Consider the following 15616-nt stretch of genomic DNA (forward strand, 5'->3'; position numbering starts at 1 on the left):
CCGCATGCCCGTACCGGTGATCCTGCTGCCCTCCGACCCGTTGGCCCCCAAGCGGCCCGATCCCCACTACGTGTGGGAGGCCCAACTGGTCCGCGAACTCGGCGGCCAGTACGTCCTGCTGGACCACGACGCACTGACCGCCGGCGCCGTCGCGGAGGCCGTGTCACGGGTGCCGAGGGGCACCGGGCCGCTCTGGTACCGGGGTTGGATGATGCCGACGGGCGCGTACGCCGCGCTCGCGGCGGAGCTGTCCGGCCGGGACTGCACCCTGCTGACCTCGCCGCCCTCCTACGCCGACGCGCACGAACTGCCCGGCTGGTACTCGGTGTTCGAAGGTGCGACACCCACGAGCACGTGGGCACCGGGCGGTGCGCCCGGGCCGGCGGCGTTGGCCGAGTTGGCGGCCCGGCTGGGCGGACGCGGCCCGGCCGTGGTGAAGGACTACGTGAAGTCGCGCAAGCACGAGTGGGCCGAGGCCTGCTACGTACCGGACCTGGCGGACCTGGACGGCCTGGCCCGGGTGGTCTCCCGGTTCGTGGCCCTGCAGGAGGACTCGCTCACCGGCGGAGTGGTGCTGCGCCGGTTCGAACACTACGTGCGGGACGAGGTCGGCCGGGCCGTGGAGGCACGGGTCTGGTGGCTGGACGGCGAGCCCGTGCTGACCGGTCCGCACCCCGACTGCCCCGGCAGCGATCCGGAGCCCGACCTCACCGAGGTGCGGCCGTTGGTCCGGCGGCTGGGCTGCCGGTTCGTCACCACCGACCTCGCGCAGCGGGCCGACGGGGGCGGTTGGCGGGTGGTCGAGGTGGGCGACGGTCAGGTGAGCGACCTGCCGCGCGGGGTGGACGCGACCGGGCTGTTGGCCTCGCTCATCGCCGCGTAGCGGTGAGGGTGACGGCTCGAGAGCAGAAAGGGGGGCAGAAAAGGGGTACTGCGGTGAGCGAGGTGGTCACGGGGTGACGGCGCTCCGGTGGGTGTGGAGACGGCCGAGTGCCCGGACCGGCAGGCCGGCTGCCGCAACGGAAGTGGGTTCAGGGGCTGGCTCGGGGACTGGTTCGGGGGGATTGGCCTGGCCGGTCTGACGGGGGATGAAGGGGTGGGGTGCCGAGAGCCGGTGTTCGGGCTCGGCCGACGGTTCGGCGGAGCGGCGGGCGACGGCGGTGAGGGGGACGGCGACCGCCGCGAGCAGCCCGTCGAGGGCCAACCCGGTGGCCGGGAACCCCGCCGTGCCGGCCAGCGCCGCCCCGGCCACCGGACCGCAGGCGACTCCGAGCGAGGAGGCCGCCCCGACCAGCACCGCCCACCGACCGGCCCGGTCCAGTGCGGCGGCGAGGCCGAGCAGATGGGTCAGGACGAGCGGGTACACCGAGTTCCAGAGCACCTCGCCGGTGGCGAACGGCACCGGCATCTGCGCACTGCCGGCGGTGGCCACGCAGAGCGCGATCACCGCCGTCCCGGCGCCGATCGGCACCGCCCGGCCCAGACGGGTGCCAAGGGCGGCCGCCGCGAGCACACCGAGCAGTCCGCCGCCGAGCGCGGCCGCGAAGACCAGCCCGAGCGTGGACTCGCTCAACCCCACGCGGTGCAGCCCGATCTGACTGCTCACTCCCCAGAGGGCGTTCTGTGCCATGGACCAGGCGGCCATGCCGAGGGCGAGGGCCGTGCCGGCGGCACGGCGGGGCAGGTGGGACGGGCACGGGAGAGACGGACACGGGAGAGACGGACACGGGAGAGACGGACGGAGGTCGGCGGGCTGGTCGGGGTCGCGCGTCCCACGGGAAGGGCTCGGGTGAGGAGGGGTGCCCGGGAGGCGGCCGAGGGTGGGGAGGGTGGCCGCGCCGTAGGTGGCGAGGGCCGCGAAGGGCAGGGCGTGGCCGCCCGGGAGGTGGGGCAGGGCGAGGAAGAGGCCGGCGGCGGTGGCCGAGGCGGCGAGCAGGCCGTGGGCGGAGAGGCGGTGCGGTTGGTCGGCCGCGGCGATGCCGACGCCCGCGACGGCGGCCACCGTGCCGGTGCCCAGGCCGCCGAGCAGGCAGCCGAGGATCAGGGGCGGCAGGCTCGGGGCGACGGCGGCCAGGGCGAAGCCGAGGATCAGCAGGGTCAGGCCGGCGCGGGCCAGGCGGCGGGCGCCGATGGTACGGACCCGCGTGGCGAGCAGCAGTCCGGCGCCGGCCGAGGCGAGCAGGAGGCCGCTGCCCACCGCGCCCGCCTGAGTGGCCGTCACCCCGAGGTCGGTGACCACCCGCGCGACGACCACCGGGAGCAGGTACGCCGGGAGGTAGCCGACGGAGAACAGTGCCACCAGCGCCAGTGGGAAGGCCGGGCGGGCGGTGGCGACCGGTCGGGCCCGGTGCACGCCCGTCCGCCGGACGCGCCGCCGCAACGACCCGGTCGGCCTGCCAGCCCTGCCCCGGTGGGAGCTGTCCGGACGGGACACGTCGACGCTCAGCGAGACGGACCGGGGCGCTGCGGAACGGGATGCGCCCGACCGCGACGAGGCGGAGCGCGCTGCGGTGGAGCGGGGAAACCTCGGGCGGGCCGTCCGGGAGTGGAGTGGGGCGGCCGGGGTGGGGAGTTGGTGCGCTGGTGGGCGCCCCGTCTCGCGGGAGCGCGAGGACATGGGGGTGGCCTCTCGACCGGGGGCGGTGCGGGGGATGCGCCCGGTGGAGGCCGGGTGTGCACGCACTGTCTACCAGCCCGCCCGGGCCCCTGGTGAGGGGTTCCGGGCGGGTCTGCGCAGTTGGGGCCCAGCCGATATCGCTCCGTGATCGAACGGCCCTGGTCAGGCCTGGTGGTGAGCCCCGTGGGCATCGCCTACGAAGGCGGCCCAGAGCTTGGCGTACGCGCCGCCGCGCGCCAGCAGTTCCTCGTGCGCGCCGTCCTCCACCACCCGGCCGTGGTCCAGTACGACGATCCGGTCGGCGCGCTGAGCGGTGGTCAGGCGGTGGGCGATCACCAGGGTGGTCCGGCCGCCGCTGAGCTGGTCGGCGGCGTGGTTGACGGCGGCCTCGGTCGCCAGGTCGAGGGCGGCCGTGGCCTCGTCCAGGAGCAGCACGTCCGGGTCGACCAGCTGGGCCCGGGCCAGGGCGATCAGCTGGCGCTGGCCGGCCGAGAGGTTGCGGCCGCGGCCGGTGACCTCGTGGTCGTAGCCGTCGGTCAGGCCGGTGATCATCTCGTGCGCGCCGACCGCCTTGGCCGCCGCCTCCACCTCGGCTGCGGTGGCCGTCGGCCGCCCGTACGCGATGGCCTCGCGGACCGTCCCGGCGAAGAGGTACGCCTCCTGCGGCACGACGCCGAGCCGGTGCCGGTACCCGGCGAGGTCGTACCGGGTGACGTCGGTGCCGTCGACCCGGACGGTGCCGCCGGTCGCGTCGTAGAACCGGGCGACCAGCTTGACCAGCGTGGACTTGCCCGCGCCGGTCTCGCCGACCAGGGCGACCGTCTGCCCGGCCGGCACGTGCAGGTCGATGCCGGAGAGCACCTCCGGGCTGCCCTCGGCCCCGCCGTTGTAGGCGAAGCTGACGTTCTCGAAGCGCACCTCGCCGCGCAGCTTCTCGACCGCGACCGGCTCCGCCGCGTCCGGGGTGCTGGAGGGGGTGCGCATCAGGTCCCGGATCCGGCCGAGGCCCACCGAGGCCTGCTGGTAGCCGTCGAAGATCTGCGAGAGCTGGTTGACCGGGGCGAAGAACAGGTCGATGTAGAGCAGGTACGCCACCAGGGCGCCGATGGTGAGGGTGCCGGAGTCGACCCGCGAGGCGCCGACGATCAGCACCAGCGCGGCGGCCACGCTGGAGAGGAACTGCACGAACGGGAAGTACAGCGAGATGTACAGCTGCGCCCGGACCCGCGCGTTGCGGTACTCGAGGCCGGAGGCGAGGAAGCGCTCGGTGTTGGTCTCCTGGCGGCGGAAGGCCTGGACGATCCGCATGCCCGCGACGTTCTCCTGGAGGCTCGCGTTGACGGTGCTGATCAGGTCGCGGGAGATCTGGTACTGCTGGGTCGACTTGCGGCGGAACACCAGGGTGGCGATCACCAGCGGCGGCAGCACCGCGAAGACCACCAGGGCCAGCTCCGGGTCGATCACCAGCAGCGCGACGAAGATGCCGAAGAAGGTCAGCAGGCTGACCACGGCGGTGACCACGCCGGTCTGCAGGAACGAGGAGATGGAGTCCACGTCGGTGGTCATCCGGGTCATGATCCGGCCGGAGAGCTCGCGCTCGTAGTAGTCGAGGCCGAGCCGGTTGAGGTGGGCGAAGATCTTGAGGCGGAGGGTGTAGAGCACCCGTTCACCCGTCCGACCACTCACCCGGGTCTCGGCGCTCTGCACCAGCCAGTCGAGCAGCACCACGACGAGGGCGGCCAGCGCCGCCACGGTCACCCCCGACATCGCGGCCTTGCTGACGCCGTCGTCGATGCCGTGCCGGATCAGCACCGGGATCGCCAGGCCGGCGGCGGCGTCCAGCGCGAGCAGCACCAGGGCGAGGCCCAGCTGGGCCCGGAAGGGGGCGAGCAGGCGGAGCAGGCTGAAGTCGCGGTCGGCGGCCTCCGCCTCGGCGACCGGGATGTCGGGCGTGTCGGTGGCGGGCGGAAGTGCCGCGACCTTGGCCAGCAGGTCGGTGTCGGCGCCGCCGGTGGCGGCCTTCTTGGCCTTCGCGGCCTCGGCCGACCTCGTCGCCGTCGCCGCCTTGGTCCCCTTCGTGACCGGCTCGACCGGTGCGGCACCGGCGGTGCCCGGGGCGGTCAGGCCGCCGTCGGGGTCGGTGATCAGCGCGCGGTACTGGGGACATCGGGCTTCGAGTTCGGCGTGGGTGCCGAGGTCGATCAGGCGGCCGTGCTCCAGCACGGCGATCCGGTCGGCGAGCTGGAGGGTGGACTGCCGGTGGGCGATCAGCAGGGTGGTGCGGCCGGCCATCACGGCGCGCAACGCCTCGTGGATCTCGGCCTCCACCTGCGGGTCGACCGCCGAGGTGGCGTCGTCGAGCAGCAGCAGGCCGGGGTCGCTGAGGATCGCCCGAGCCAGGGCTATTCGCTGCCGCTGGCCGCCGGAGAGGGTGAGCCCCTGCTCACCGACCTTGGTGGCATAGCCATCCGGGAGCTCCCGGATGAAGCCGTCGGCCTGGGCGGCGCGGGCCGCGGCCAGGATCTGCTCCTCGGTGGCGTCGGCCCGGCCGTAGGCGATATTGGCGCTGACCGAGTCGGAGAAGAGGAAGCTGTCCTCGGGCACGATGCCGATCGCGGCGCGCACCGAGTCGAGGGTGAGCTCGCGCAGGTCGTGGCCGTGCAGCCGGACGGCGCCGGCGGTCGGGTCGTAGAACCGCGAGACCAGCTGGGCGACGGTGGACTTGCCGGAGCCGGAGCCGCCGACCAGGGCGACCGTCTCCCCCGGTTCGAGGCGCAGCGTGAACTGCTGGAGCACCAGCGGCCCGTCGGCCGCCCGCTCCGCGCCGTACCGGAAGTCCACGTGGTCGAACTCCAGCGCGGCGGAACCCGCCGGGGCGGCGGTGGCGAGGTCGACGGCGCCGGGGCGCTCCTGGACGTACGGGCGCTCGTCCACCAGCTGGAGCACCCGCTCGACACCGGCCCGGGCCTGCTGGCCGACGGTGATCACCATGGTGAGCATCCGGACCGGGCCGACCATCTGGGCGACGTAGGTGGAGAAGGCGACGAAGGTGCCGAGCGATACCTGCCCGCGCACGGCCAGCCAGCCGCCGAGGGCCAGCACCGCGACCTGGCCGAGCGGCGGGATGGCCTGCATGGCCGGGGTGTAGCGGCTGTTGAGGCGGATCGAGCGGAGCCGGGAGCCGTAGAGCCCGCGCGAGGCGCGCTCCAGCTTGGCCCGCTCCTGAGCCTCCTGGCCGAAGCCCTTGACCACCCGGACGCCGCCGACGGCCTCGTCGACCACGCCGGCCACCACGGCGGCCTCCTGCTGGGCCGCCCAGGTGGCCGGGAAGAGCTTCTTGCGGCTCAGCGTGACGAACCACCAGAGCGCCGGGCCCATCACCACGGCGACCAGGGTCAGCGTCGGGGAGAGCCAGAGCATGACCAGCACGGACATGCCGAACATCAGGAAGTTGCCGGTCATCATCGGCAGCATCGAGAGCAGTCCGTTGACCAGCTGGAGGTCGGAGGTGGCCCGGCCGACCACCTGGCCGGTGTCCAGCGAGTCCTGCCGGGCGCCGTCCAGCCGGGTGAGCGAGCGGAAGAGGTCGGCCCGCATGTCGTGCTGCACGTCGAGGGCCAGCTGTCCGCCGTAGTAACGGCGGACCTGGGTACAGAGGAAGACCACGGCGGCCGCGAGCAGCAGGGCGACGGCCCACGGGGTGAGCGGGCGGGTGTGGCTGGTGATGACGTCGTCGATGATCACCTTGGTGATCAGCGGGACGACGGAGGTCACGGCCATGCCGATCAGCGAGGCGCCGAAGGAGAGCAGCACGTTGCGCCGGTAGCGCCAGCAGTAGCCGAACAGGCGGCGGAGCCACCCGGCGGCCTCGGGCGGGGCGGTGGGCGTCGGACGGTCGGACGGCGGGGTGGTCAGCGGCGTGGCCGGCCGGAGCTCCGAGGCGCGGTCGGAGACGTTGCCGGGGGCGCCGGTGCCTTGGGCAAGTTCGGCCGTAGATCCTTGAGTCTCAGGCATATTTAGGGATACTAACCATTCCGTCAGGGCCAGTCCACGGGCCCGGAAACGGACCGGCCGCCCGGGCCGCCGGAGCGGACCGGGACGCGGCGGGTCGGTCCGGAGCGGGCCGTGGACACGCGAACGACAGTGGACACGTAGACAAGCGAACAGCGCGGCGAGGTGCGAACTTCCCCGGCGGGGCCACTCCGCGACTACTCCGTCAGCCTCCCGCGCAGCGAGACCCGGGCGCACCGGGCCACCGGACCGGCCGACTCGGCACTTGGTCCTAGGCCCGGACTCTCCGACCGGCCGGTCGGACCGGCGACGCGGGAGCCGGAGGCGGCACGCCGACACGACGGATCTGCGCGGCGCGGGTGGCGCGGGTGGCGTGGCTGTCGTCGCTGTCGTGGCGCTGGCGGCCCGCTTGGCGCGCCGCGGGTGGCCCGGCTTGGCGCGGCGCGGGCGACGGGTTCATGCGGCGCGGGTGGCCCGGTCGGCCGATTCGGCGGCGGCCGCGAAGGCGCCCTGGGCGAGGTCGTGCAGGAGGGCTGCCATCGCCTCGCGGCGAAGGCCGCCGCGGTCGCCGTCGGTGGAGGTGGGGGCGGCGCTGTGCGGGGTCGAGTTGAGCAGGCCGAAGACGGCGTGGACGGCGGCGCGGGCGGTGGCGGCGGCCTCGGGGGTGGCCAGCGGCGGGAAGGCCTCGCGGACCACCTCGACCCAGAGCTCCACGTAGCCGCGCTGGAGGCGGCGGACCCGGCGGCGGTCCTCCTCCTTCAGGTGCAGCAGCTCGCGGTCGTGCAAGATGATCAGGTCGCGGTCGTTCAGCGCGAAGTCGACGTGGCCGCCGATCAGGGCGTCCAGCGCGCCGGTGGCGCTCCCGGCCTCACCCACTCGGCGGCGCCCCTCCTCCAGCAGACGCTCGCTGATGCCGACGAGGAGATCGGCGAGCATCGCGTCCTTGCCGGAGAAGTGCCGGTAGAGGCCGGGGCCGCTGATGCCCACGGCCTTGCCGATCTCGTCCACCCCCACACCGAGGAAGCCGCGCGCGGCGAACAGCCGGGCGGCCTCTCGGCGGATCTGGTCGCGGCGAGGGAGCGCGGACGCGGAGGCAGGCTGACCGTTCGACATGACATCCATCGTAGACACCTGGGTTATCGACCGTTAACCTGGTAGCACGAGTTAACGCTCACTAACTTGGTCGGCGGACCACCCGTCCGTCGGCTCAGCTGGCTCCGAGGGCAAGGGAGCTCTTGGGATGGTCCCCACCTTTTCCGGCACGGTCGTGAACCCGGCCGCCGGCCCGCAGCCGGCCTTCGGCGCCGCCCCCGGCGGGTACGACGCCGCGGCCGCACCGGCGCCCCGGTTGGAGAGCTCGGCCGACCCCGGCTCGGCGGCGTACGCGGCGAACACCGCCGCCCACAGGGCCCTGGTCGCCGAACTCCGGCAGAAGCTCGCGACGGCCGCCGAGGGCGGCGGTGCCAAGGCCCGGGCCCGGCACACCTCGCGGGGCAAGCTTTTGCCGCGCGAGCGGGTGGACACCCTGCTCGACCCGGGCTCCCCGTTCCTGGAGCTGGCCCCGCTGGCGGCCGACGGCCTCTACGACGGTGCCGCCCCGGCGGCCGGCGTGATCGCCGGGATCGGCCGGGTGGCCGGGCGCGAGGTGGTGGTGGTCGCCAACGACGCCACCGTCAAGGGCGGCACCTACTACCCGATGACGGTCAAGAAGCACCTCCGCGCCCAGGAAGTGGCGCTGGAGAACCGCCTCCCCTGCCTCTACCTGGTGGACTCCGGCGGCGCCTTCCTGCCCATGCAGGACGAGGTCTTCCCCGACCGCGACCACTTCGGGCGGATCTTCTACAACCAGGCCCGGCTCTCCGCCGCCGGCATCCCGCAATTGGCAGCCGTGCTCGGCTCCTGCACGGCGGGCGGCGCGTACGTGCCCGCGATGAGCGACCAGGCCGTGATCGTCCGCAACCAGGGCACCATCTTCCTGGGCGGCCCGCCGCTGGTGAAGGCGGCCACCGGCGAGGTCGTCACCGCCGAGGAGCTGGGCGGCGGCGAACTGCACTCCCGCACCTCCGGCGTGACCGACCACCTCGCCGAGGACGACGCGCACGCGCTCTCCATCCTGCGCACCATCGTCTCCGGGCTCGGCCCGCGCACCCCCGCCCCCTGGCCGCTCACCCCGGCCGAGCCCCCGGCGGTGGACCCGGCCGGGCTGTACGGCGCGGTGCCGGTCGACCCGCGCACGCCGTACGACGTCCGCGAGGTGATCGCCCGGATCGTGGACGGCAGCCGCTTCGCCGAGTTCAAGGCCGAGTACGGCGCGACCCTGGTGACCGGCTTCGCCAAGATCCACGGGCACCCGGTCGGGATCGTCGCCAACAACGGCGTGCTCTTCGCCGAATCGGCCGTCAAGGGCGCGCACTTCATCGAGCTCTGCGACCAGCGCGGCATCCCACTGCTCTTCCTGCAGAACATCACCGGCTTCATGGTCGGCCGCCAGTACGAGGCGGGCGGCATCGCCAAGCACGGCGCCAAGATGGTCACCGCGGTGGCCTGCACCCGGGTGCCGAAGCTGACCGTGGTGATCGGCGGCTCGTACGGCGCGGGCAACTACTCGATGTGCGGCCGGGCCTACTCGCCCCGGTTCCTCTGGATGTGGCCGGGCGCGAAGATCTCGGTCATGGGCGGCGAGCAGGCCGCCTCGGTGCTCGCCACCGTCCGCCGGGACCAGCTGGAGAAGCAGGGCGAGGAGTGGCCGGTCGAGGCGGAGGAGGAGTTCAAGCGCCCCGTCCGCGACCAGTACGAGCGGCAGGGCAACGCGTACTACTCCACCGCCCGGCTCTGGGACGACGGCGTGATCGACCCGATGGACACCCGGGCCGTGCTCGGCCTGGCCCTCAGCAGCTGCGCCAACGCCCCGCTGGCCGAGCCCCGGCCGTACGGCGTCTTCCGGATGTGACCGGTCGGCCGGCCAAGGGACCTGACGGCCCGTGGGCGGCCGGCCCGTCCGCTCCTCCCCCCTCTTCCTGCCCCACCCCTTGCCCCGCCCCCACCCTCGTCCTCGCCCTGGAGGGACGCCTCCCATGTTCGACACTGTTCTGGTCGCCAACCGAGGCGAGATCGCGGTACGGGTGATCCGGACCCTGCGCCGGCTCGGCGTCCGGTCGGTCGCCGTCTTCAGCGACGCCGACGCCGAGGCTCCGCACGTGCGCGAGGCCGATGTCGCGGTGCGACTCGGCCCGGCCGGGCGCAGCGACAGCACCGCGGTGGAGACCTACCTGCGCACCGAGCAGATCCTGGACGCGGCCCGCCGCACCGGTGCCCAGGCGATCCACCCCGGCTACGGCTTCCTCGCCGAGAACTCGGCCTTCGCCCGGGCCTGCACCGAGGCCGGGCTGGTCTTCATCGGCCCGCCGCCGGCCGCGGTGGAGCTGATGGGCGACAAGATCAACGCCAAGGAGGCCGTGCGCACCGCCGGTGTCCCGGTGGTGCCGGGCAGCCAGGGCGGCTCGCCGACCGACGCCGAACTCACCGCGGCGGCCGAGGAGATCGGCTACCCGGTGCTGCTGAAGCCCTCCGCCGGTGGCGGTGGCAAGGGCATGCGGCTGGTCCGCGACCCGGCCGACCTGCCGGCCGAGCTTGCGGCGGCGCGGCGCGTCGCCCGGACCTCCTTCGGTGACGACACGCTGCTGCTGGAGCGCTGGGTGGACCAGCCCCGGCACATCGAGGTGCAGGTCCTGGCCGACACCCACGGCCGGACCGTCCACCTCGGCGAGCGCGAGTGCAGCCTGCAGCGCCGGCACCAGAAGCTGATCGAAGAGGCTCCCTCCGTCCTGTTGAACCCGGAGACCCGGGCCGCGATGGGTGCGGCCGCCGTCCGCGCCGCCGAGGCGTGCGGCTACACCGGGGCCGGCACGGTGGAGTTCATCGTGCCGGGCATCGACCCGTCGGGGCCGACCCCCGAGGGCGTCCTGGACTTCTTCTTCATGGAGATGAACACCCGGCTCCAGGTCGAGCACCCCGTCACCGAGCTGGCCATCGCCGTGGGAGCGGACACCCCCGACCCGCAGCGGCTCGACCTGGTCGAGTGGCAGCTGCGCGTCGCGGCGGGCGAGCCGCTCTCCTTCGAGCAGTCGGACCTCTCCTTCCTGGGCCACGCGATCGAGGCCCGGATCTGCGCCGAGGACCCGGACCGGGACTTCCTGCCCACGGGCGGGCGCATCCTGGCGCTGGACGAGCCGCACGGCCCGGGCATCCGCGTCGACTCCGGGGTCGCCGTCGGCAGCGAGATCGGCAGCCTGTACGACCCCATGGTGGCGAAGGTGATCGCGTACGGGCCCGACCGCCCGACCGCGATCCGCCGCCTGCGCGCCGCACTGGCCGAGACCCGGGTGCTCGGCGTGACCACCAACGCCGGATTCCTCCGGCGGCTGCTGGCCCACCCGGACGTCGTCGCCGGTCGGCTCGACACCGGCCTGGTCGAGCGGACCGTCGAGGAGCGGCCGGAGCTGTTGGCCTCGCCCGCGGCGGTGCTGACCACCACGGTTGACGGTGAAAGGGCTGCCGAGGGTGCTGCTGATGGTGTTGCCGCCGAGGGGGGTGCTCCTTCCGTTGCGTCCGGTCTGGAACTGCTCTACTACGCCGCCGCGCTGACGCGGCAGCTGGCGCTGGCCCCGGCGGCCTCGGCCTCGGGGTGGACCAACCCGTTCGCCGTGCCCTCGGGCTGGCGGCTGGGAGGCGAGGCAGCCTGGACCCAGCACCGGCTGCGCCTCCCGGGACACGATCCGGCCACCGTGTCCGTCCGGCCCACGCGAACTGACAACACGTCAGACACCTTCGATATTCCCGCCGATGCCACCTCCCTGCTGGAGATCCGGCTGGGCGACGGGCCGGTCCGCACCGCCCGGGCCGGCCGGACCCCCGGCCGGCTCCACCTGACCGTCGACGGCCTGCAGACCACCTTCGCCCACGCCGCCGACACCACCCCCGGCGCCGCCGGTGCGGCGGGCGGCGCGGTGACCTGGCTCGGCATCGACGGCGACGCCTGGGCCGTCCACCCGCACGACCCGGTCACCGACCGGTCGGCCGCCGGCGGCGCCCACCACGGCGCCCTCACGGCCCCGATGCCGGGCACCGTGACGGTGGTCAAGGCCGCCCTCGGCGAGCAGGTGCGGCGCGGGCAGGCCCTGCTCGTCCTGGAGGCGATGAAGATGGAACACGTGATCACCGCGCCGCACGACGGCACGGTCACCGAGCTGCGGGCCACCGCCGGCGGCACCGTGGCGATGGAGGAGGTGCTCGCCGTGGTCACCCCTGCCGAGGAGCCCGCCGCGGACGCCCCCGCCGAGGCGGCCAAGGCCGGTCAGGAGGTGTCGTCGTGACGGACCACCAGGAGAGCGGCACGGCCGCCGAGGTCACCCGCGAGCCCGACGCGCTCGACCTGGGCCTGCCGATGGCGGTGCGCGCCGACGGCCTGCCCGCCCGGGTGCGGATCCACGAGGTGGGCGCGCGGGACGGGCTCCAGAACGAGAGCTCGCTCGTCCCGGTCGAGGTGAAGGCCGAGTTCATCACCCGCCTGGTGGCGGCCGGCCTCGGCACCGTCGAGGCGACCAGCTTCGTCCACCCCAAGTGGGTGCCGCAGCTGGCCGACGCCGAGCAGCTGGTGCCGCGCCTCGACGGCCTCCGCCAGGCCCACCCCGGGCTCCGGCTGCCCGTGCTGGTGCCGAACGAGCGCGGCCTGGACCGGGCGCTCGACCTCGGCGTGACCGACATCGCGGTGTTCGCGAGCGCCACCGAGACCTTCGCCCGCCGCAACCTCAACCGCTCGGCGGAGGAGGTGCTGGAGATGTTCCGGCCGGTCGTGGACCGGGCCGCGCAGGCCGGGGTACCGACCCGCGGCTACCTCTCGATGTGCTTCGGCGACCCCTGGGAGGGGCCGGTCCCGGCCGCCCAGGTGGTCGACTTCGGGGTGCGGCTGCTCGAACTCGGCTGCACCGAACTGAGCCTCGGCGACACCATCGGCGTCGCCACCCCCGGCCAGGTCACCGAGCTGCTGGACGGCTTCGTCCGGGCCGGGGTGCCGGTCGAGCGGATCGCCGTCCACTTCCACGACACCTACGGGCAGGCCCTCTCCAACACGCTGACCGCGCTGCGTTCCGGCGTGACCACCGTGGACGCCTCGGCCGGCGGCCTGGGCGGCTGCCCCTACGCCAAGAGCGCCACCGGCAACCTCGCCACCGAGGACCTGGTCTGGATGCTGCACGGCCTCGGGATCGAGACCGGGGTCGACCTCCGCTCCCTGGTGGCCACCAGCTCCTGGATGGCCCGCCAGCTCGGCCGCCCCAGCCCGTCCCGCGCCGTCCAGGCCCTCGCGGGCACCACCGACTGACCTCGCGTCGCGCCCTCGGCCGACCGCACGCTCCCACCCTCGGGCGCCCCCCTCAGCGCCCCCGCTCTCCCGTCGCGGCACGGCCGCACGGGCCTCGCACCCAGGAGACTGACCATGCTCGACCACCGCTTGGACGCCGAGTACGAGGATCTGCGCCGCACCGTCGAGGAGTTCGCCCAGGACTTCGTCGCGCCGAAGATCGGCGAGTTCTACGAGCAGGGCGAGTTCCCGTACGAGATCGTGCGCGAGATGGGGCGGATGGGCCTGTTCGGCCTGCCCTTCCCCGAGGAGTACGGCGGCATGGGCGGCGACTACTTCGCCCTCTGCCTCGCCCTGGAGGAGCTGGCCCGGGTCGACTCCTCGGTCGCGATCACCCTGGAGGCGGCCGTCTCGCTGGGCGCGATGCCGATCTACCGCTTCGGCACCGAGGAGCAGAAGCGGGAGTGGCTGCCGAAGCTGACCTCCGGCGAGATGCTCGGCGGCTTCGGCCTGACCGAGCCCGAGGGCGGCTCGGACGCCGGCGCGACCCGGACCACGGCCCGCTACGACGCGGAGACCGACGAGTGGGTCATCAACGGCACCAAGTGCTTCATCACCAATTCGGGCACGGACATCACCGGCCTGGTCACGGTGACCGCACTCACCGAACCGATCGCTCGTTCGAGTGAAGACGGCGGAAAGGTCTCGCCCACCCGCGAAATCTCCTCCATCATCGTGCCTACCGGGACCCCGGGGTTCCAGGTGTCGAAGAAGTACTCGAAGGTCGGATGGAATGCATCCGACACCCGCGAACTGTCCTTTACCGAATGCCGTGTCCCCGCCGCCAATCTCCTCGGAGAGCGCGGTCGTGGATATGCCCAATTCCTGCGGATCCTCGACGAGGGCCGCATCGCCATCGCCGCCCTGGCCACCGGCCTGTCCCAGGGCTGCGTCGACCAGTCCGTCCAGTACGCCAATGCCCGCCGGGCCTTCGGCCGGACCATCGGCGCCAACCAGGTGATCCAGTTCAAGCTCGCCGACATGGAGACCCGCGCGCACATGTCCCGCATCGCCTGGCGGGACGCGGCCTCCCGGCTGCTGCACTCCGAGCCCTTCAAGAAGGAGGCTGCCATCGCGAAGCTCTACTCCTCCGAAGCAGCCGTCGACAATGCCCGCGAGGCCACCCAGATCCACGGCGGCTACGGCTTCATGAACGAGTTCCCGGTCGCCCGCATGTGGCGCGACTGTAAGATCCTGGAGATCGGCGAGGGCACCTCGGAGGTTCAGCGCATGCTGATCGCCCGCGAGCTGGGCATCACGTCCTGAATTTCCCGCCCTGAATTCCCGGGCATCAATTCCCGGGCAATCGGCTCCCGGGCGATCGGCTCCCGGGTGCCGATCGTCCGGATCCGCTGGTCGGGATCCGGTGGTCGAATACCGAGGTCGGGTGTGGCGGCGGCAGCAAGGCCGCTCCGCCGCCGCACCTGACCCGGGGGATCGCTCCCTGGCCCGGGGCATCGCTTCCTGGTCCGGGCGCTCGCTCCCCGATCCAGGGGCTCGCTCGCGCTACGGGATGACGATGACCGGGCGGTTGGCCCGGCGGGCCAGCCGGCCGGAGACCGAGCCGAAGAGCTTGCCGAGGATGCCGTGCGTGGAGCCCACCACGATGGCGTCGGCGGCGTACTCCCGGCCGACCTCCTCGATCTCGTGGCAGATGTCGCCGCCGCGCTCGACCAGGATCCACGGCACGCCCGACAGGTAGTCGGCGCAGGCCAGTTCGAGGCCGAGGATCTCCGTGCGGTGGTCCGGCAGGTCCACGAAGACCGGGGGCTCGCAGCCGGCCCAGACGGTCGTGGGCAGTCGGTTCGCCACGTGCACGATCACCAGCCCGCAGCGGGACCGGCGGGCCATCCCGACCGCGTACGCGAGCGCGCGCTCGCTCGACAGCGAGCCGTCGAACCCGACCACCACGCCGTGCTGGAACACCGGGTCGCAGGCCCGCAGGGCCTGTCCCTCGAGCACCGGGTCACCGGCGCCGCCGGCCTCGCCCCGGGCGGCACCGCCACTCCCACCGACCCCGCCGGACCTGCCGACCGTCGACCCCGTACCGTCCGTCACCGCACCCTCCGTGCGCTCTTCCCCAGGGCTGCCCTTCCGCTGTCGTGGGCGCCAGCCGCGGCGCACCACGTCGCGGACGAACGCGGCCGCAGGCCGCCGGTCTCGCGGGTCAGCGGGGGGAAACTCCTCGACCGGCCTGGCAGCATCCGCTCCGGCCGACTTGGGGGGCTCAAAACCAGCCATGGCTCAAAGCTCTTCGAGTGAGATGGGCCGACAGGAAAGGACGACGCTGCCCAGGCAACAGGTCCACCCATGACATCGAGCCGGTCTCCGCCGAGCACCACCGAATGCGACCTGTTCCTTTCAGAGTACGACGGGGGCGGGGTCCAGCCCAGCAGTGAGCCTCGAATCGCTCATCTATCCCGCGATCGGAGGATGCGCGCGCCGCCCGTTTCACGCCCCGTTCCGGGCGCTGTGCGCTCGCCCGTCCGAGGAGTTCCCTGGAGCTTGACCGAGGCCGCCGATTCGCGCAACAGGGCAGACACACAACGTGATCCGACTGTCATCCACCA

The 15616-nt window shown here is 73.5% G+C and carries 9 protein-coding genes; 5 read left to right on the forward strand and 4 right to left on the reverse strand.

The window, feature by feature from the left end; all coding sequences use genetic code 11:
- Window positions 1–4: 4 nt before the first annotated feature.
- Window positions 5–883, forward strand: coding sequence for an ATP-grasp domain-containing protein (locus tag CFP65_RS12645; protein ID WP_104816192.1), 879 nt, complete (start codon window positions 5–7; stop codon window positions 881–883).
- Between the two features lie 66 nt (window positions 884–949).
- Here the strand turns inward: CFP65_RS12645 and CFP65_RS12650 are convergent, their stop codons facing one another.
- The 3 genes from CFP65_RS12650 to CFP65_RS12665 all read right to left on the reverse strand — a co-directional run bounded on the left by CFP65_RS12650 (window position 950) and on the right by CFP65_RS12665 (window position 7741).
- Window positions 950–2299 (reverse strand): MFS transporter, encoded by a 1350-nt coding sequence (locus tag CFP65_RS12650; RefSeq protein WP_158702153.1) that lies wholly within the window; start codon window positions 2297–2299, stop codon window positions 950–952.
- Between the two features lie 480 nt (window positions 2300–2779).
- Window positions 2780–6631: an ABC transporter ATP-binding protein gene (locus CFP65_RS12660; protein ID WP_104816195.1), complete on the reverse strand. Its 3852-nt coding sequence runs from the start codon at window positions 6629–6631 to the stop codon at window positions 2780–2782.
- A gap of 453 nt (window positions 6632–7084) precedes the next feature.
- Window positions 7085–7741 carry a TetR/AcrR family transcriptional regulator gene (locus CFP65_RS12665; RefSeq protein ID WP_104816196.1) on the reverse strand — a complete coding sequence of 219 codons (657 nt, stop codon included), beginning with the start codon at window positions 7739–7741 and terminating at the stop codon, window positions 7085–7087.
- A gap of 127 nt (window positions 7742–7868) precedes the next feature.
- On the opposite strand from CFP65_RS12665, the gene CFP65_RS12670 reads away from it, so the two are divergent.
- From CFP65_RS12670 to CFP65_RS12685, 4 genes are all read left to right on the forward strand, one after another.
- Window positions 7869–9578 (forward strand): carboxyl transferase domain-containing protein, encoded by a 1710-nt coding sequence (locus CFP65_RS12670; RefSeq protein ID WP_254552363.1) that lies wholly within the window; start codon window positions 7869–7871, stop codon window positions 9576–9578.
- 124 nt (window positions 9579–9702) lie between these two features.
- On the forward strand, window positions 9703–12000 hold the full coding sequence (locus tag CFP65_RS12675; protein ID WP_104816197.1) for a biotin carboxylase N-terminal domain-containing protein: 2298 nt from the start codon (window positions 9703–9705) through the stop codon (window positions 11998–12000).
- 71 nt (window positions 12001–12071) lie between these two features.
- Window positions 12072–13007, forward strand: a complete 936-nt coding sequence (locus CFP65_RS12680) for a hydroxymethylglutaryl-CoA lyase (RefSeq protein ID WP_104820831.1) — start codon at window positions 12072–12074, stop codon at window positions 13005–13007.
- Window positions 13008–13121: 114 nt separating this feature from the next.
- Window positions 13122–14312 carry an acyl-CoA dehydrogenase family protein gene (locus tag CFP65_RS12685; protein WP_104816198.1) on the forward strand — a complete coding sequence of 397 codons (1191 nt, stop codon included), beginning with the start codon at window positions 13122–13124 and terminating at the stop codon, window positions 14310–14312.
- 240 nt (window positions 14313–14552) lie between these two features.
- Here CFP65_RS12685 and CFP65_RS12690 read toward each other — a convergent pair whose 3' ends face one another.
- On the reverse strand, window positions 14553–15104 hold the full coding sequence (locus CFP65_RS12690) for a universal stress protein (protein ID WP_254552364.1): 552 nt from the start codon (window positions 15102–15104) through the stop codon (window positions 14553–14555).
- Window positions 15105–15616 lie beyond the last annotated feature (512 nt).

This window comes from Kitasatospora sp. MMS16-BH015, assembly GCF_002943525.1.
Lineage (GTDB): Bacteria > Actinomycetota > Actinomycetes > Streptomycetales > Streptomycetaceae > Kitasatospora.